We start from the raw sequence: 17,393 nt of genomic DNA on the forward strand, positions 1-17,393 counted from the left end.
TGCGGCGGTTTCGAGGGCAATGCGCAAAACTTCCGCATCCTCACCAGCTTGGAGCCCAAAGTCCTTGATACCCAAGGACGTAGCGCCGGGCTGAACCTGACCCGTGCGGCGTTGGATGCGGTCACCAAATATCCGTGGACGCGTGCTGAGGGCCGCGGCAAGTTCGGTTTCTACGAGGAGGACCGCGACGCGGCCGCCTGGGTGCGTGACGGCGTACAGCCGAAGCGGGCGTGCCTGGAGGCGCAAGTGATGGACTGGGCCGACGACGTTGCGTATTCGGTGCACGACGTGGAGGACGGTGTCGTCTCCGGGCGCATCGACCTGCGGGTACTCGCCGACGACGACGCCGCCGCGGCGCTGGCCACGTTGGGTGAGACCGCGTATCCGCGGCTAAGCGCCGACGACTTGGCGGCCGCCGCGCAGCGGCTGTCGGGGCTTCCGGTAGTCGCCGCGGTCGGTAAGTACGACGCCACCCTCACGGCCGCGGTTGCGCTCAAGCGGCTGACCAGTGAGCTGGTGGGCCGGTTCGCCTCGGCGGCGATCGCGGCCACGCGTGCGGCCGCCGGTCCGGGACCGCTGGCGCGGTATGCGGCCTACCTGCAAGTGCCCGACCTGGTGCGCGCCGAGGTAGCGGTGCTGAAAACGCTGGCGTTGCAGTTCATCATGTCCGATCCGCGACACCTCGACATGCAAGCCCGCCAGCGCGAACGCATCCACCGAGTCGCGCAGTGGCTGCTCGCCGGCGCCCCAAGAACGCTGGATCCCATCTTCGTCCCGGCGTTCAACACCGCCGCCGACGACAATGCCCGCTTACGGGTCATCGTCGACCAGATCGCCTCCTACACCGAAGGACGGCTGGAGCGGATCGGGGCCGCATAAGCAGGGCTTCAGGAAGTCACACGCCAGACTCGGCGAAAAGCCGACCCCATTCGTGAGATGCGGCCGATTGCGCGCCGCGCAACGAATCCGGCGAATGCCTGCGTCCACCGGCGAGGTGGACCAATGCCCATGCCATCGTGCACACCGGAATCCGGTGACGTTGTGCCGCGCCGTGAAGCTCATGAAACGCAGCCTCCGAACTGCACCGGCGTAGACCCATCAAGATGCCGCCGGCGGTGTCGAGAATGCGCCGACCGTGTACGTCGAGTGAGATCTGGGCGGGAACCCAGTCCGTCATGCGGTTACCTCCTGTGGTGCCATACCGATGCGCCCCCTCATGGCCACGCGGCGGCATGCCGCCCGTTGTGCCTGCCGCTCGGCTCACGATTTGCACGAGCGCACTTGGCAATGGTTTGGGCCGGTTCTCCGTTACGCCACAGCACCGTTGATATTGGTATGGACTCGTGACCGCCTCTATATATGCGCGGTTATCCCGTGCCGATGACCCCGCACGCCATCCGGGTCTCGGCATCCGGGGTGTGCTCGGCGCCGTGCAGCACGATCGCCGTCTTGCTGCCGGCCACCAGGTCGTCATGGGTAAACGCATCGGTGGTAGTCACCAGCAGCGCCGCACCGTCCTTGCGTACCTGCAGCGCGGGCAGGTCGCCGCTGGCCGGCTCGCCGGTATGGCCGGGTGCCTGGTAGTGCGGGCCTGCGGAGAGGAAATCGCCGTCCGGGCCGCCCGTCGGAGCCACCGAATTGGGCTCGCACTTGCCGACCGAGTGGACGTGCATCATGTGGAACCCCGGCGTCAGGATGCCCGCGGCGACCGTCTTAACGGTGACGGTGGCATAGCCGTTGGCGAACTCGAAGCTGGCCGCGGCAACGGGCCGGCCGTCAGCCGATTTCAATTGCGCCTCAAGCTTTTCTGCGCCCGCGGGGGAGCTGGTAGGTGAAGCCGTCGGCGAACCGCTACGGACGGGCGGGGTCGTGCCCGGCTCACTGCTGGGGTGCTGATCAGGACTGCAGGCCGTGAGCGTAACGGCGGGCAGGGACAGCAAGATGGCGGTAAGGGTGGCGGGCTTGATCATGGATCGACCCTAATCGGCACGGCAACGAGCACACTGGGCGACATTGAACAGCTGCACGCCAGTCGTAGTTGCGGCTCGCCCGGCAGCTCTACACTAAGCCGATGGCCGGCCGTATCTCCGATCGCGATATCGCCGCCATCCGGGAACGAGTCCGCATCGACGAGGTCGTCGGCGACTACGTCCAGCTGCGCCGCGCCGGCGCCGACTCGCTCAAGGGCCTGTGCCCGTTCCACGACGAGAAATCACCGTCGTTTCACGTGCGGCCCAACCATGGGCACTTCCACTGCTTCGGCTGCGGGGAAGGCGGCGACGTCTACGCGTTCGTCCAGAAGATCGAGCACGTCACCTTCGTCGAGGCGGTCGAACTGCTGGCCGACCGGATCGGCCACACGATCACCTACACCGGCGCGGCAACCAGCGTGCAGCGCGACCGCGGGACCCGAAGCCGGCTGGTGGCGGCCAACGCCGCCGCTTTAGCGTTCTACGCCGACGCCCTGGAATCCGGCGAAGCCGCCCCGGCCCGCCAGTACCTGCAGGAACGGAACTTCGACGCCGACGCCGCCCGCCATTTCGGCTGCGGGTTTGCGCCGTCGGGATGGGATTCGCTGACAAAACACTTGCAGCGCAAGGGCTTCGACTTCAAGGAGCTGGAAGCTGCGGGCCTGTCACGGCAGGGCCGTCGCGGCCCGATCGACCGGTTTCACCGGCGCCTGCTGTGGCCGATCCGCACCGCGGCGGGTGAGGTGATCGGGTTCGGGGCGCGGCGGCTGTTCGACGACGACCCGATCGAGGCCAAGTACGTCAACACACCGGAAACACTGCTGTACAAGAAGTCGTCGGCGTTGTTCGGTATCGATTTGGCCAAACGCGACATCGCCAAGGGCCATCAGGCTGTCGTGGTCGAGGGCTACACCGACGTGATGGCGATGCACCTGGCTGGGGTCACCACCGCGGTCGCCTCCTGCGGCACCGCCTTCGGCGACGAGCACCTGGCGATGTTGCGCCGATTGATGATGGACGACAAGTTCTTTCGCGGTGAGCTGATCTATGTGTTCGACGGCGACGAGGCCGGCCGGGCGGCCGCGCTCAAGGCGTTCGCCGGTGAGCAGCACCTGGCGGGCCAGTCGTTCGTGGCGGTGGCCGCCGAGGGCATGGATCCCTGCGATCTGCGGCTGGCGCACGGCGACGCTGCGCTGCGTGACTTGGTGGCGCGGCGAACACCGTTGTTCGAGTTCGCGATTCGCTCAGCGCTGGCCGAGATGGACTTGGACAGTGCCGAGGGCAGGGTGGCCGCGCTGCGCCGCTGCGTGCCGATGGTCGCCCAGATCAAGGACCCCACGCTGCGCGACGAGTATGCGCGCCAACTGGCCGGCTGGGTCGGCTGGGACGACGTCGCCCAGGTGATCGGGCGGGTGCGTGAGGAGGCCAAGAGCCTCAAGAACCACAGCCGGCCCCGTCGTGCTGGCCCAGCGCGCGCCGCCACCAATGGCGGCGAGCCCGCCGCCCTTCGGCCTGACCCGCGAGATCCCACGCTGTGGCCGCAGCGCGAGGCGCTCAAGTCCGCGCTGCAGTATCCGGCGCTGGCCGGCCCGGTGTTCGATTCGCTGCCGGTCGAGAGCTTCACCCATCCCGGCTACGCTGCCGTGCGCGCCGCCATCGACGCCGCCGGGGGCACCGGTGCCGGGATCACGGGCGCCGAGTGGATCGACGCGGTGCGCCGCCAAACCGCATCAGACGCGGCGGCCGGGCTGGTCAGTGAGCTGGGCGTGGAGGCGATCCGGGTCGACGACGACAACAAGCTCCCCCGCTATATCGGCGGGGTGCTGGCCCGTCTGCAGGAGGTGTGGGTCGGCCGGCAGATCGCTGAGGTCAAGTCGAAGCTGCAGCGCATGTCACCGGTCGAACAGGGCGACGAGTACCACGCCTTGTTCGGCGACCTGGTGGCGATGGAGGCCTACCGGCGCAGCCTGCTCGAGCAGGCCAGCGGCGACGATCTGACCGCCTGAGGTTCCTAGGTCGCGTTCTCACGCCGCTGCGGCTGGACGACGCTGGTGGTGTTGTCGATCTCGGTCAACGTCACCATCCTGGCGTCGGGCGAGAGCCGGTTCGCGATCTTGCGCCGGCCGCCCTCAATCATCGACTTGAGGGCGGGGCTACCGGTGACGGCCCGGTAGGTGCCGATGATCTGCTCGTAGCGACGGCGCCCGGCTTTTGCACCCAGCACGTACCCCAGTCCCAGCACAACGGCATACCGGATCAAAACGGTCCCTCCCCACGACGGTGCGGTCGGCTCCATCCTGCCTCAAGCGGTGGGCCGTCGCGCGCCGGCGGCCCTGATCTCGTCTGGTTGGGCGCCGCCGCGCCAGTACGCTAGAGTCATCCCGCGGTCCGCGTCGGGATCCGCGTGGATCGGGCAGTCCCCTGTAGCTCAATTGGCAGAGCGTTCGGCTGTTAACCGAAGGGTTGCTGGTTCGAGTCCAGCCGGGGGAGCAGCTATTTGCGCAGGCCGCAGCCTATATCTAGATGCGTTAAGCAACTGTCGTGTTATCTCTCGTGCTATCTCGGTTACCCAGACCAACATGACGCTCCGTCATTCCTTTGGCGGGCTCGTTCGCTCTCACTGGCAGATCGGGGGTGTGGGCATCCATTTTCATGAAGCGAGCCCATGAAAGATCAGTCTTCGCAGCAGCAGCCAGGCGGCACCAACGCGGTCTTCGGTATACGGAGCCGCGATCACTGCTTCGGGCGCGCCGGTCGACAACCGCTAGTTCTTGTGTGTAGAACATCGGCGCGCCTAACCGTGGGATGACGGTGCTGCACCTCATACTGAGGGGTGCAGGACACCCGCTTCCGCGCGGTGTTGAGCGTCGGAGCGGGTTGCAGTGGTGCAGGCGAAGGCCCCACTGTATCCGATCCGAGCGCTCCGTCAATCAACTGACGCACTGTTTTCCCGCCGAATTTCCCGGCTGCAATGGGAGCGGGGTGCGACGAATGGAGGTGCCCAGATGGGCTCTCAAGGGATGAAACCGGGCCAGACGGCGCCGGCATCGGGTCAATACGGCATCGTGGGCCCCCGCGGTGGCGATACCGGTAAGGAGCGCACGGTCACCCGTGGCGAGCCTCTGCCGCCGACGCCCAAGCCCCGGCAGACCTACCGCCTGAACGATCCGACGCGCAACGGCGACGGCACGGGTCGGGCTCGCGGAGGAAAGCGCTAGGAGGTTCAGCGGGGGCGGTCCCAACTTCGAGGCCGCTCCCGCGCGGACCGGTGGGCGCGCTTCTGTTCACACAATGCAGACCTCGGAGTTCCCTGGGAGGGGGCAAGCATCGTGGCCGAATGGGTAGCGGCGGTCGCCGCCGTTGTCGCGGCTTTGATCGCGGCGGTAGCTTTGGCGGTCGCACTGCGCGGCAAAGAGACCGCCGAGCAGGCCAACAATCTAGCCAAATCCGCCAATGACACGGCGTCGGACGCGTTAAGCGAGGCAAAGAAGGCAAACAGCATTGCGGGGGAAGCAAACCAGCTCTCAGGTGATGCGAACACGATTGCAGAGCGTGCGCTACGCGTCGCCCAGGACGATGTGCCCTACAACTGGTCGCTCGACGTAGGCGACGACGGAGTAGCTGTCGTTCTCAACGATTGCGGACACCGCGCGTTGCAAACTTCCGTCGTTTTGGACAGTGACGGTCAAATCGTGGGCGAGACCGAACCAGCCGACGTCGCGCCATTCGGGAAGATCAGCCTCGACGTAACCGGCACCATGGAGCAGCACTTCGAAGCTGTACGGAAGAACCCCGTGGTGTACGCCCATAGTGACGGCGGCATATTTTTCGGCGGCCGAGACGGCATACCGGTGGCCGTCAAATTTCGTGCACACATAGGCTGGCGGACCGAACAAGACATTCCTCGCACTGACGTAGTCGAGGTGGTCCTGCGGCATCAGATGACGCATGACGGCCTCAAAAGGGCCAAGGAACGCCGACCGACGAAGTAACCCGGCGAAGCTTCCCGACAAGCAGTCGGCCGAGTAATTATTGGTCATCCGCGACATGGTTGGGCCGGGGACTGTGAGGCGACCCGAAACCCTCACAGCGGTCCCGACCACGTTGTGTCAGGTCCCTCAGGTGTGCTCGCGTTCCGGGTACGGCTGCGGCGCCACGTCGGGGCAGTCGCGGCGGCGGCGCTCCCAGGTCTTGACGCGGATCCGCCAGATCGCGCACTGGCTGCAACGGCAGTCCTCGGCTGGCCTGCGTCGCCGTCTCATGCAAAGCTCCCTCGTTCGTCAACATCGCTCGGTACCGCCAGCGTCCGAGCCAGCCGGTCGGCGAGTTCCCGGTGCCGGCGCAGCTCGGCGAACAGCGGATGAGGGCGCGGCTGACCCGTCGAGCCGACAACGACCGGCGAGGACTTCCGCAAAACGGCCTTCAAAACGTCGATTTCGTCCACTACAGAGCACAATTCGTGCAGAATCGCCAACTCTGCCGGATTGGGTTCGCCTACTTCAATTACGCTGTGCCATAAGGCTTTTCCTCGTTTACGCAGGCCGGTCGGCGCGCGTGTGCTCGATCGTGCGTTGTTCATAAAACCTCTCTTGACCTGCGCGTTTGGTGCGTGGTACGCAAGCCCCAAAAAACTAGTACGACCGTCTCAGAGGGAAACGATCCTGACCAAGGTCACCACCGCGTGCGGCCGCGCCGACTTTTGAGGGGCCCCTCGGGCGGGGTGGTCATACCGTCGATCTTACAGGAAACCGTTGCCGCACAATGTGTTTGAGCTAACATCGACTGCCGAGTCTTGGGCGGCCCGGTTCTAGGTAGTGGGTCAGTCTGATTCTTGAGTTGACTCCCCGACGCGACGGGGACCTGCTTGGGGGAATAGGTACTTGCTTATCACGTAGAGAATGCCGATCGATTCCACCACTACCGAGGTGAAGTAGGCGATGATGACAGACGCTTCGATGTGGTGCCACTGGGAGCACACGTAGGCGATCATGAAGGCTGTCGCGAATAAATCCAGCCATCCAACGGCCCTCAGTGTGAACTTCACGGTCGCACGTCGATATCTGCGCGCCTCGGTGAGTTCCTTCAGTCGCTCGTCGTCAATCCGTTCTGCGACGGACTGAGCGGGAGGATTCGGCGCAGGCGTCTTCGCAAGGTCATCTATGGAGGCGCTTAGCAGATCACTGATGGACACGTGCTTACCAACGGGCGTCCAGGATAATCCTTGTTTGGACGTCTCGCGCCTGGCGGCGGGGACATCATCCTCGCTGTCCGTCATGAAGTGCTGGTGCTATCTGATGAACTCGTCCGCCCGCTGAAGCCGGTCAAGTCGCTTATTCAGCGCGGGCACGGACACGCCGAAGTGCGCCGCCATCTCCACGTTGGAAAATCCCCTCCTGCGAAGGTTGCGGATCTCATCAGCCGGCATTAGTAGGTTTCCAGCGAATTCGTCGGCATAGAACTCATGGAGGTCATACTTCGTCCCGCGTTCATCGATGAAGGCGAAGTTACGTTGCCCCTGGTTGCTGCGCTCGACGAAGTGGCCTAGTTCATGTGCGATCGTGAACCGTTGTCGTGCAGAGTTTTCGTCGAAGTCAACATAGATGACGACCTCCTCTCCGCGCGCCTCGATCATTCCGGAGACTCCGTCGCGAAGGTAGGTGTACTCCACGCGCAAGCCCATGTTCTTGGCGATTGCCTCAACGTCCACTGGGAACTCACCTGGTTGCCAATAGGTCGTGGCCACGCTGGCGGCGGCATCCTTGGCGGCATCTATTACTAGTGCCATGTGATCACCCCGTTCATCTTATGAGTGTATAGCTGGGGGCGCCCCTGGGTCGTACCGACAAGCGCACGGGCAGAGTGTCTCACCTGACACAGACATGGCATTCCAACCACTGCTAAACCGCTGACGCTCATGTGCTGACCACCTTAGTGGCGTTCAAGCGCAGCAGTTTGTCGACTTTCATTAGGTTTTCCAGCGTCGGCGTGCCCTGGTAGACCGGCACGCCATAGTGCGTAAGGCCGGTAACCGCCGTGCCCAAGATGGCGCGGGGGCGATACTCGGCGCATCGGTAGCTGCCGGGGTGTGTGCTGGTGACGGGAGCCCACATGTCTGGGAAATGCCAGGGGTCATCCGAAATCGGCCCCGCGGTCTCACCGACCGTGACCGCAAAGGCCGGGTGCCGCAGGTCGACAAACCCGTTGTTTCTCGGCGCGAGTTTCAACAGGCTTCGCGGAGAGGTGCAAAAATACAGCCCGCAAAATCCGCACGGCCCCGGCACGTCTTCGCACCCGTACGGACATTCGGCCCGCAGTACGCCATCGGAGCCGAGCGTCGTTGTCGGGAGGTCGATTCCCGGGTTGTCGTACGCCCAGCGCGGCGCCGTCACAAAGGGGCTCACCAGCTTTTGGCCGCCCGTGCCGTGTCCGACAACCCAGAGTCGCCAACCGAGCATATGTTTTCCTTCGATGCGTGAGGCCGCCGCGGCCTTGCCGACAACGGGCGCGCCCCAACACCAGATGGGGCGCAGCGATCCGCTGGCACTGTCGGCGGGCGGGCCGGGTCAATGGCCCCGGCCCACTACCGCGGCGGCGTGGCCTGGGCGTTCGGCGTAGAGGTGAACCGAGCGTCGGACGTTAGATCGCGACCGGAGTCCGGCCCTGGCATTGCCAAGACTCCGGTCGCGCAGTTTTTACTGGCTAGGTGTCGTTAGGGCACCGTGGAGAATCGCCGGCTCGACGAGCAGCTCACCGCCCGCCAGCGTGAACCGCAAAGCATGAAGGCGAACAAGTTCCATCACGGCGGCCTTGCTCAGATTCATTCGCCGAGCGGCCTCGTCAAGGTCGACAAAAGTGGGCTCGTCATTGAACCCCAGCTCGTCGTCAAACTTCACCCAGCTGTGCCGGGGTTCGCGCTGCATCACGAAAGTGTGATGACCGCAAAGGCATTCGGGCGCAGCAAGCCCATGCCCACGCGCATCTCCGACCGCAACAGGGTGGTGTTCGTCGCAAATCCGCTGAACGGGTCCAGCATCGTCAGGATTCCGCCTCGGGTAAACAACCGGACCTTGCTCCAGTCCGCAAGCAACGCCTTCCCGGCAGGAACGCGAGGAGAAACCAGCCGCGGAATGGTGCCGAAAATGTTGCCGCTGTCAGCCGGGCCGTTCTGATACCCGCCGCCGAGGACAAACAGGTCCGGCGTGCCGCCTTCTCTCAGCAAGTCCAGTGCGGCTGCATCCGCAGGGTTCATCACCCATCCAGTCGGTCGCACACCCGCCGTTTCAAACGTCGTCAAAGCTGACCGCAAGGTGGTGGGCACGTCGGTGCTAAATGCCACCGGGGTGGTGCCCGTGGCGTGCAGGATGCCGGTGAAATTCTCGCCGGCGCCGTCGCCGTTCAGCACTTGCTCCTCAAGCGCGTCGAGCAGACCCTGGTAAAGCTCGGTGATGAGCCATTGCCGCAATTCGTCGTAATCGAGCCACAACCGGTTAGGAATTGGCTCGCTCAAATGCGCGAGCACCCGCAATCGATCTTCGACAGGGGTCACCGTGAGGGTGCTGGTGGGTTTCGTGGCCAGGTCGGCCACCATTGCGGCGTTATTGGTGCGTGTGGTTTGCTGCCAAAATTCGAACGCGTTCGACGGCGATTCCTGGCGATCCACCAATAAATCGATCACCCGCCGCGGCCGCTCCATTGCGACGACCTGGGGCAGGACCAGCGCCGGCAGATCGATGCTGCTGGCGGTAATCGCCCGCGTTTCGCCGTTGAATGAATTAGCGCGCCAGATGGCGTTGGCCGCCCGGGTGGCCCAATCGCCGCCATTGCCGTCCGCGCCGATCCAGGTCGCCTTATTGATTTTTTGGGCCGTAGGGTCAAGCCCCATTCGAGACAAGTCTTCGAGCTTGTCGGCGATCTGGGCGTCCAATTCGGCGACCTTGGCGTCTAGCTGGTCGACTGCGGCCCTTTCGCCAGCGCCGAGTTTGCGTTTAGCGAGGGAGGCCCGAGCGCTCGCATACGAGGCGCGCAGCTCCCGGTAACGTTTTAGGTCAGATTCGGTAGACAATTTTTGTTCTTTCTTTGCTGGTTCGGAAAATGGGGACCGAAGTGCCATCGGTGCTGTGCTCCGTGCCGGAGCCAAGCGCAAATAAGGGATACCGCTTTCGCCGTGCCAGCGTTGCGGTTGTGGGGGCTGCTGTTGGCGTTTGTCCGTGCCGGATAACGCCGGATTTTTAAGTGCGCCGGAGCCCGCGCAACCCGCCAAGGAACGCGGACCACCCGGCGACTGATCCCACACTCGCGAGCGCGGAGAACACCTTGCGGTGCATGACTGACGCTCGCCAGCGTGGGAAGTTCTAGGTGGACGATTCCGTCACGTAAAAAGGCCATCGCTCGCCCGAATAAATGGCGGCGCAGGCCAGAATGTTTTTGGCGACCTCCTCGGCGAACTTCACCGGCATCGGGATGACAACATGATCATCGGCCGCGCGGAACCGTAAGCCGATAATCGGCCGGTCCCGGGTGCTCGTGTCGACCAAAATGTCGGCGCTTTCGATGCGCTCCACTTCCGCGGGGAAGGTGCATTCAGTCTGCATTGATTGTTTCTTCTTTCACCAAGGCTGTTGAGGTTGGGTATCTTCGGCGTTGCGCTGGCGCCATTCGGCCTTGCGCTCGCGGTCCTTGCGCCGCTTCTCGGCCATACGCTCAATTTGGTCGCGCGTACTCTGCCACTGCCAATACTCGGGCGCCATTAGGCAGTTTCCCGCGTCGTCCGCGTCAATCAGGCCAAGCTCGACAAATCTGTGTATCTTCGGGCGGTCCAGGTGCGGCACCAGCAGCTCAGCCTGATACCCGTTAAACACTCCATCGCTCACTAGAGACACGACCCAACAGGTCAGATTCACAAATGCCCTGAACTCGTCTCCGGTCAGTTCCGCCTGGAGAACGGGGTCGGTCAGCATGGAGTTTTTAATTCGGGTATCCAGTGCGGTTCCTTTGATACCCGCAACTTCTGTCATCTTTTGCTTTTCTTTTCCGGCTTTTCCTTTACCTAAAAGCCTAAATCCTTAATCCTAGGCGCCTGTTCCTACTACCTGGAACCTTTTCCTAAAGGTTCCTTGGCCTAGTCCTGGGCCTTCGCCTGGTCCTTGATCCTTGGCCTAACGCCTTTACCTGGATAGCCTTATCCTTGTCCTTATCCTCGGTCACTGGTGACTGTCACGCGGGACAGAACGCGGGACGCGAGGGTCGGAGCTTGAAGGGGCTTCCACGCGCGAACAAGCTGATGTCTTCGTCACTCGCGAAGAACATCCGATTATCGAGCGTGAGTCGGCGTCTCGGATCATGGGGACGACGCTGCATGATCATCTCGCAGCATTTCAATTCGTGCCATCGCGCTTTGTCGTGGTCAGGCACATATTTGAGATTGCCGCGCGAGCAGTCCCGTCGATTGCCGTTCAGGTGCAAAACCTGGTAGCTCGGACCGTTGCCGCAGATCACACACTCGTGGCGCGGCGGCTCGCCGAAGAATTCCAAGGCGAGCAATTCTCCCTTGGGAAACCAAATGCGGCGCTCGGTTCCATAAACCCTGAGCACCACACGGAACTCTGGCCCGTGTTCGTGCAGCAGATTACGGCTCCGGTCCCGAATCCAGCCATCGTCGGTGTGTTGGTATTCGGCTGCCCACGATATGCGCGCGAACGGCGTCCAAATCCGTGGCGCTCCTGCCATTCTTGCCCCTACTCTGATTCTATCGAATTAGATCGGGAATTTACGATAAATTCCTAACCTGCGAAAATGCCGAAATACGGTTCAGGGAAAAAGCGGGAGGATTACTCCCCTTCCCCCCTTTCCGGTTGGCTTTTGTCGTCGCCTCGGATCAGCGTGAGGCGTGGCCTGTAATCCGGTGAGTCATTACCGCCGTACAAGCGCACTAGGGCCTTTACCAACTCGGCGGCGAGTTCTGCGTAATACGGCTGCGCCTCGGGATCATCCAGACCGCGGGCCAGCGCGAGCGCGACAGGGGCGAGCCAAGTGTGATCATCAGCATCCGACAGCCCGGCCAACTCGGTTTGCACGGCGGCCTCCACCGGGCCGCCGTCATGCTTAATAACACCTCCCCGTACGCGCCATACATCCCGCAGTTCCCCAGGGTGTCGGCGGCTCCGTACCGCTCCATCGCATCGGCGAGTGACCGAAAATCGTCAGGGCTGAACTCGCCCCAGTACTCACTGAGTTCGTCGCGATCGCTCATTCACCACCCTCGCGCGCCTCGCGGGCTTGGCTTTCCTCGTTGTCTTGGCGGTCCTCGAATAGCGGACGGATTAGGCGCCATTGTTCCGGAGTGACGGGCGGGGATCGGCGCGGGTTCTCGTCTGTCATGCAGACGCAGCCCCAACCGGCTGGCCCAGCTCAATTAAGGATTTGCGATCGAGCCGTATGGCCCGCTTGCCGATCCGATACGCCGTCAACTTGCCCTCGGCAATGAGTCGCCTTACGTGTCGCGCTGAGCAATTCAGATAGTTGGCACCTTGGCTAATGGTTGGGTGGGCCGGAAGCGTGTCCGGTCCCGTTGTTTGCTGATATCTCATGCCCTAATGGTAGAAGTAAGCATTGACGCCTACGCGCGGTTAAAAAGTGGCCATTGAGCAGCGGTTATGATGACTTCCTGAATTAGGTCCAATTGTGACACTAGGACGAATTGTTACCAGCATCACACTTCCTTGTCGTACTGATCACTGGCCAACCGTGATAGCGCCTCAGCCACAGCGGCATCACGCCCAGACACAATCTGCTGATAGGTCAGCGATGCCGCCACGGTCCTGTGCCCTAGCCTGCCCATGGTCTCGACAAGGTTGCCGACGCGGGCGGTTTGAGTGCCACAGAAATGTCGGAGGTCGTGAATGGTGGGACGCGGCTTGTTCTCTCCGTCGCGTCCGATCTTGGTCAGCGCCGGATCGAAGTAGGAATCACGAAATACTTTGTCCCGCAAGTGGCATCCGCCGCGCGAGGGAGGAAACAGCAACGCCTCAGGGCTTTTGTCTACAAACGTCTTGAGGTGGCGCTTTAGGACTGGCCGAACGTGCGGAGGCACAACTACTTTCCGTACCTCGTCGGCCTTCGTCGTGTCGATGATGCACTTCCCGTCACGATGGACGACCCCGCGCGCAATCGTGATGACCGAGCAATCCTTGCTCACATCTTTGCGCCTCAGCTCCGTGCTTTCCCCGAATCGGGCACCCATCCACGCAGAGATCAGAACCCACGCCTTAAATCGCTCGGGTTTGATCGCGTCGGCGAGCTGCCCGACCTCGGTTACGTCCAAGATCACTGGCTGCCGCTTCCGCCTGGATTTCGCCGCGCCCCTGATCTGGGCGGGATTTACCGCGATGTGTTCATCGGCGACAGCGGTCGCCAGCATGGCGTGCAACAGGCCGTAGGCGTGCGCACGGTAGGTGGGTTTGTCCGTGAGCGTATGGGCGTGCCAGTCGCGGACCGCTTGGGAAGTGATGTCCCTCAGCGCCACGCTGCCCAGCTTCGGCCCGATGTGTTCATTGAATAGGGCGGTGTACTGACTCTTGGTGCGCGCCTTGAGCGGCTGCCCGCCCTTGGTGCGGTGCTCGATCCATTGGGCGCCATATTCTGCCAACGTGACGCCTCTGGCCTTCGCCTCGGCCGCCCGTTGGGCGGGCGGCGTCCACTGGTCGCGTTCGATTGACCATCGCTCATCGGCGAGCCAACGCTCTGCGTCGAGCTTGCTCGTGTAGGTCCTGGGTGCCCAGTGCCGTACCAGATCGGGGCCAATGTAGCTGGCCTGAAAGCGACCGGACGGGAGCCGGCGAACCCAACCCCAGCCTCGGCGACCCTTCTTCCCCGCCATCCAGCCAACCTCCCGCGTGCTATCTGCGTGGCCATCTGTGTGTTATCTAGCGCCTCTTGTGGCCGTTGCTGACTCTAGGGTGGAGTCTAAGTCATAGCAGGTAGAAGCCCAAAACAGAGCATCTATCTGCTATGGGAGAATTGCAGAGATGGCTGATTCGAGTCCAGCCGGGGGAGCTCAGTAGCGCGAGAGCACATTTCTAGGTTCCGGCCAGATCGCGAGTCATCGTTTATGACCGCATCGCTGGTGGCAACGGTGCGGTCGAGTAGCTCGGCAACCTGCGCGTGCACGCGCCGCGGGGTCATGTAGACGTTCTCCGTCATCGACACCCGAGGATGCCCAGGTGACCCGCGCAATGGGCGCGGAGAGCCCCTCGTCGATCAGCGCGGCCCGGCGCTCCAACGACATCTGTGTCGCCTTCCCGGCGATAGGATCAGTTGATTAAGGGAAAGGGCGGCAGCATGCCGAGTACCGAAGGTTCGGCCCAACCAGCGCAATCCCGAGACGAACCGACAGCTTGGCCACGGAGGTGAATTTGGCCAATCCGCCACGACGGCGGAACACGATCAACCATTTTGCAGTCTGGGCACGCCTCATCTCCGGTGTCGTCTTGGTCGTCTCGGTCTTAGCGGCGGTCTTCTTCGCCGGGTTCTTCACCGAGAGGGACTACGGTGACGTTTTTGAAGTCGCCCTGGAAAGTTCTGTTTTTGGAGTCGTGGAGGATTTGCTCGAGCCGGACGAACCCACTTGCATCCAGCGGTCTTGTAAACCTGCGGGCAGGTTTGGGCAGCATTGCCGTCAGATCGTAGTGCCATGTTGAAATCTTTAGGGCCGGTGAGGATCGGGGCGCTAATGCCACCGCAGTCCTGCGCACACGTTCATCGCTTGCGGTCCGGCGCCATGCTGGTCGGTCACCAGCCGTGCAGCACGTCCCTCAGTCCGGCAGGTTCTCCGGATGCAGCATCTCGGCGTAGCGCAGCTGCTCAGGAATCCCGAAGCCGTCGACCAGCATCTGGGCATACGGCCGCAGCGCTCGGCAGCGGTCGTTGATACCGCGGGTGACCGCCTTGGCCCGGTCGGTGGACAGGAACCGGTGCTCGATGTACCACGCCTTGTCATCCTCGATCACCGACAGTGCATACAGGTCGCACACCAACTCGAGCACATGGCGGGCTTCGTCGTCCTCACACGAGTCGATGCCGGCGACGAAGGCTTCCAGCACCACCCGGTCGACGTGCGCGCTGGCGGCGTGCAGCACGTGATCCTGCACGGCGTTGAACGCGTCGAACTCCGACATCTCGTTGGACTTGCCCTGTAGCCGGCGCGCAACCGACGACAGCAGGTACTCCTCCCGGTCCTCGAACATCTTGACCTGGGTGCCGCGATTGAACAGGCTGCCCTCTTCCTCGCTGTCCTGCCGGGCGTCGACGACGGTTTGGATGATTGCCTCGGCGGCAGTGCGTTTCAGCACCCGGGTGCCGACTGTGTTGGCGGCGAAGCGCACCCACTCGACCGGGCTCATGCTGCGGATGTCGTCGGCGTAGGCGGTCAGCAGCTCCTTGGCCACCAACTGGGTGAGCACATGGTTGTCGCCCTCGAAGGTGGTGAACACGTCGGTGTCGGCACGCAGCGCGATCAGCCGGTTCTCGGCCATGTAGCCCGCCCCGCCGCAGGCTTCCCTGGCCTCCTGGATCGCGCGGGTGGCATGCCAGGTGTTCGCCGCCTTCAACCCGGCGGCGCGGGAGGCCAGCTCGCGCTGCTCCTCGGCATCGGGCTCGTCGGCCGTCTGGATGTCGTGGCACTTGCCGACCAGCTCGTTCTGCGCGAACTGCAACGCGTATGACCGTGCGATCAGCGGCAGCAGCCGGCGCTGGTGAACCAGGTAATCCATGAGGAGCACCTCACGGTCGTCGCCGGGTGCGGTGAACTGCCTGCGCTGCAACGCATATCGGGTGGCGATGTCCAGAGCGACGCGAGCCGCTGCGCCCGCGCTGCCGCCCACCGTGATCCGCCCGCGCACCAGCGTGTCGAGCATGGTGAAGAACCTGCGGTTGGGGTTCTCGATCGGGGAACTGTAGGTGCCGTCAGGCGCGACGTCGCCGTATCTGTTCAGCAGGTTCTGCCGCGGCACCCGGACGTGGTCGAACACGATGCGGCCGTTGTCGACACCCGGCAGCCCACCTTTGTATTGGCAGTCGGAGGTCGTCACCCCGGGCAGGTCGTTGCCGTCGGCGTCGCGGATCGGAACCATAAAGCAGTGCACACCGTGGTTGACCGGCGCACCGTTCTCCGCTGTGATCAGTTGCGCGAATACCGCTGCGACCCTGGCGGTTTCGGCCGCTCCGCCGATGTAGTCCTTGCGCGCGGTGGGCGTGGGGGAGTCGATGACGAATTCCTCGGTCGCGGGATCGTAGGTCGCGGTCGTCTCCAGCGACTGCACGTCGCTGCCGTGGCCGGTCTCCGTCATCGCGAAACAGCCGCGCAGCTCGAGGTTGATGATCTTGTGCACGTACGTCCGGTGGTGGTGCTCGGTGCCCAGGTTTTCGACAGCCCCGCCGAACAGGCCCCACTGCACTCCGGCCTTGACCATCAGCGACAAATCCGACATGGCCAGCATCTCGATCTGCGTGATCGCGGAGCCGAGGTCACCCGTGCCGCCGTGGTCCTTCTTGAAGGCGTCTTCGGCTGCACCCGCGGCCGCCATGATCGTCATTTGTTCGGCCACCTTGGTGCGGGCGATAACCGTGTTGGGTGTGTAGTGCGGTCGGAAGATCTCGTCTGAGAGTCTGCGGCGCATCTCGTTTTTTGCATCGCGCCAACGCCCGTCGAGTGTGTTACGCAGATGTTCGGCAGTGTTAGTCGGATTGGACGCCATACCCGACGGTAACCCGCCGCTGTCGGCCCGCGGGCAGGAGTCGGTGATGTCAAGCGAGCCGGGCGTCGGCATAGAGTCACGAGATGCGCGCCTTGAGTCGGCTGCTGGTGGTGTGCTGCCTGTGGGTGGCCGGATGCGCCACGTCCGGCACACCGGCGCCCCCGGCGTCACTGCGCTACATCGGTCAGGCGCAGGTTGCGCATGCCGCGACATTTCGCGACACGGTCATCGGCGGCTTGTCGGCGATCAGCTACGACCCGAAGCGTCAGGTGTACTACGTGATCAGCGACGACCGCTCCGCCGTCAACCCGGCGCGCTTCTACACCGTGCGATTGTCCTTGTCGGACAAGGGGATTAGTGACGTTACCTTCACCGATGTCGACCTGCTGCTGGACGAGTCGGGCCATCCGTTCCAGCCGCTGTCGCTGCAAAACTCGCCGCCGACAGTTCCGCCCGATCCGGAAGGGATCGCCTTCGATTCGCTGCGGCAGCGGCTGTATTGGTCGTCGGAGGGCGAGCGGATCACCGACACCCCGGGCAAGCCGGTGCTGCTGGACCCGTGGATTCGCATCGCCGGACTGGGCGGCGGCTATTTGGGCCAGTTTCAACTGCCGCCGGGGCTTGCCATGTCGGCGAACGATACTGGGCCGCGTCGTAATTCCGCGTTGGAGGG

Annotated in this window: 23 protein-coding genes and 1 tRNA gene; 6 read left to right on the plus strand and 18 right to left on the minus strand. The window is 63.3% G+C overall.

Annotation, left to right across the window (positions count from 1 at the left end; all coding sequences use genetic code 11):
- A partial coding sequence (locus VFA16_RS15750) for a deoxyguanosinetriphosphate triphosphohydrolase (protein WP_324968719.1) occupies positions 1–879 on the plus strand: 879 nt, incomplete at its 5' end.
- 16 nt (positions 880–895) lie between these two features.
- On the opposite strand, the gene VFA16_RS15755 is transcribed toward VFA16_RS15750, so the two are convergent.
- Together VFA16_RS15755 and sodC are read right to left on the minus strand one after the other, a co-directional pair.
- On the minus strand, positions 896–1,177 hold the full coding sequence (locus VFA16_RS15755; protein ID WP_324968720.1) for an ANTAR domain-containing protein: 282 nt from the start codon (positions 1,175–1,177) through the stop codon (positions 896–898).
- Between the two features lie 190 nt (positions 1,178–1,367).
- Positions 1,368–1,970, minus strand: a complete 603-nt coding sequence (gene sodC / locus VFA16_RS15760) for a superoxide dismutase[Cu-Zn] (RefSeq protein WP_324968721.1) — start codon at positions 1,968–1,970, stop codon at positions 1,368–1,370.
- Between the two features lie 101 nt (positions 1,971–2,071).
- Between sodC and dnaG the strand changes: the two genes are divergently transcribed.
- Positions 2,072–3,976, plus strand: coding sequence for a DNA primase (gene dnaG, locus VFA16_RS15765; protein ID WP_324968722.1), 1,905 nt, complete (start codon positions 2,072–2,074; stop codon positions 3,974–3,976).
- A gap of 5 nt (positions 3,977–3,981) precedes the next feature.
- On the opposite strand, the gene VFA16_RS15770 is transcribed toward dnaG, so the two are convergent.
- Complete coding sequence (locus VFA16_RS15770) at positions 3,982–4,230, minus strand: hypothetical protein (protein ID WP_324968740.1); 249 nt, start codon at positions 4,228–4,230, stop codon at positions 3,982–3,984.
- 157 nt (positions 4,231–4,387) lie between these two features.
- Between VFA16_RS15770 and VFA16_RS15775 the strand changes: the two genes are divergently transcribed.
- The 3 genes from VFA16_RS15775 (at position 4,388) to VFA16_RS15785 (ending at position 5,962) form a co-directional block, all read left to right on the plus strand.
- Positions 4,388–4,460 (plus strand) — tRNA-Asn (locus VFA16_RS15775).
- 515 nt (positions 4,461–4,975) lie between these two features.
- Complete coding sequence (locus VFA16_RS15780) at positions 4,976–5,188, plus strand: hypothetical protein (protein WP_324968723.1); 213 nt, start codon at positions 4,976–4,978, stop codon at positions 5,186–5,188.
- Between the two features lie 171 nt (positions 5,189–5,359).
- Positions 5,360–5,962 (plus strand): hypothetical protein, encoded by a 603-nt coding sequence (locus VFA16_RS15785; RefSeq protein ID WP_324968724.1) that lies wholly within the window; start codon positions 5,360–5,362, stop codon positions 5,960–5,962.
- Between the two features lie 126 nt (positions 5,963–6,088).
- On the opposite strand, the gene VFA16_RS15790 is transcribed toward VFA16_RS15785, so the two are convergent.
- The 15 genes from VFA16_RS15790 to VFA16_RS15860 form a co-directional block, all read right to left on the minus strand.
- Complete coding sequence (locus VFA16_RS15790; protein WP_324968725.1) at positions 6,089–6,232, minus strand: hypothetical protein; 144 nt, start codon at positions 6,230–6,232, stop codon at positions 6,089–6,091.
- The gene (locus tag VFA16_RS15795; protein WP_324968726.1) at positions 6,229–6,597 is read right to left on the minus strand and encodes a hypothetical protein; all 369 of its coding nucleotides are present in this window, start codon (positions 6,595–6,597) and stop codon (positions 6,229–6,231) included. The genes VFA16_RS15790 and VFA16_RS15795 overlap by 4 nt, the downstream gene beginning before the upstream one ends.
- A 192-nt stretch (positions 6,598–6,789) precedes the next feature.
- Complete coding sequence (locus tag VFA16_RS15800) at positions 6,790–7,245, minus strand: hypothetical protein (protein ID WP_324968727.1); 456 nt, start codon at positions 7,243–7,245, stop codon at positions 6,790–6,792.
- 12 nt (positions 7,246–7,257) lie between these two features.
- The gene (locus VFA16_RS15805; RefSeq protein ID WP_324968728.1) at positions 7,258–7,755 is read right to left on the minus strand and encodes an ImmA/IrrE family metallo-endopeptidase; all 498 of its coding nucleotides are present in this window, start codon (positions 7,753–7,755) and stop codon (positions 7,258–7,260) included.
- A 127-nt stretch (positions 7,756–7,882) separates the two neighbouring features.
- Positions 7,883–8,425 (minus strand): hypothetical protein, encoded by a 543-nt coding sequence (locus VFA16_RS15810; protein ID WP_324968729.1) that lies wholly within the window; start codon positions 8,423–8,425, stop codon positions 7,883–7,885.
- A gap of 237 nt (positions 8,426–8,662) precedes the next feature.
- The gene (locus tag VFA16_RS15815; RefSeq protein WP_324968730.1) at positions 8,663–8,890 is read right to left on the minus strand and encodes a hypothetical protein; all 228 of its coding nucleotides are present in this window, start codon (positions 8,888–8,890) and stop codon (positions 8,663–8,665) included.
- Entirely contained in the window at positions 8,890–10,080 is a 1,191-nt protein-coding gene (locus tag VFA16_RS15820; protein WP_324968731.1) for a phage major capsid protein, read from the minus strand. Before VFA16_RS15820 ends, VFA16_RS15815 begins: the two co-directional genes overlap by 1 nt.
- A 241-nt stretch (positions 10,081–10,321) precedes the next feature.
- Positions 10,322–10,531 carry a hypothetical protein gene (locus tag VFA16_RS15825; RefSeq protein ID WP_324968732.1) on the minus strand — a complete coding sequence of 70 codons (210 nt, stop codon included), beginning with the start codon at positions 10,529–10,531 and terminating at the stop codon, positions 10,322–10,324.
- Between the two features lie 45 nt (positions 10,532–10,576).
- Positions 10,577–10,984 (minus strand): hypothetical protein, encoded by a 408-nt coding sequence (locus tag VFA16_RS15830; RefSeq protein WP_324968733.1) that lies wholly within the window; start codon positions 10,982–10,984, stop codon positions 10,577–10,579.
- 199 nt (positions 10,985–11,183) lie between these two features.
- Positions 11,184–11,696: a hypothetical protein gene (locus tag VFA16_RS15835; RefSeq protein ID WP_324968734.1), complete on the minus strand. Its 513-nt coding sequence runs from the start codon at positions 11,694–11,696 to the stop codon at positions 11,184–11,186.
- 101 nt (positions 11,697–11,797) lie between these two features.
- Positions 11,798–12,043, minus strand: a complete 246-nt coding sequence (locus tag VFA16_RS15840; RefSeq protein ID WP_324968735.1) for a hypothetical protein — start codon at positions 12,041–12,043, stop codon at positions 11,798–11,800.
- Between the two features lie 172 nt (positions 12,044–12,215).
- Positions 12,216–12,347: a hypothetical protein gene (locus VFA16_RS15845; protein WP_324968736.1), complete on the minus strand. Its 132-nt coding sequence runs from the start codon at positions 12,345–12,347 to the stop codon at positions 12,216–12,218.
- Positions 12,344–12,556, minus strand: a complete 213-nt coding sequence (locus VFA16_RS15850; protein ID WP_324968737.1) for a helix-turn-helix domain-containing protein — start codon at positions 12,554–12,556, stop codon at positions 12,344–12,346. Before VFA16_RS15850 ends, VFA16_RS15845 begins: the two co-directional genes overlap by 4 nt.
- Positions 12,557–12,678: 122 nt before the next feature.
- Positions 12,679–13,845, minus strand: a complete 1,167-nt coding sequence (locus VFA16_RS15855) for a tyrosine-type recombinase/integrase (RefSeq protein WP_324968738.1) — start codon at positions 13,843–13,845, stop codon at positions 12,679–12,681.
- 934 nt (positions 13,846–14,779) lie between these two features.
- Positions 14,780–16,720, minus strand: coding sequence for an acyl-CoA dehydrogenase (locus VFA16_RS15860; protein WP_324968741.1), 1,941 nt, complete (start codon positions 16,718–16,720; stop codon positions 14,780–14,782).
- Between the two features lie 83 nt (positions 16,721–16,803).
- Here VFA16_RS15860 and VFA16_RS15865 point away from each other — a divergent pair.
- Positions 16,804–17,393, plus strand: a 590-nt coding sequence (locus VFA16_RS15865) for an esterase-like activity of phytase family protein (protein WP_324968739.1), incomplete at its 3' end; no start/stop codon positions are given.

This window comes from Mycobacterium sp. (assembly GCF_035653355.1).
Lineage (GTDB): Bacteria > Actinomycetota > Actinomycetes > Mycobacteriales > Mycobacteriaceae > Mycobacterium.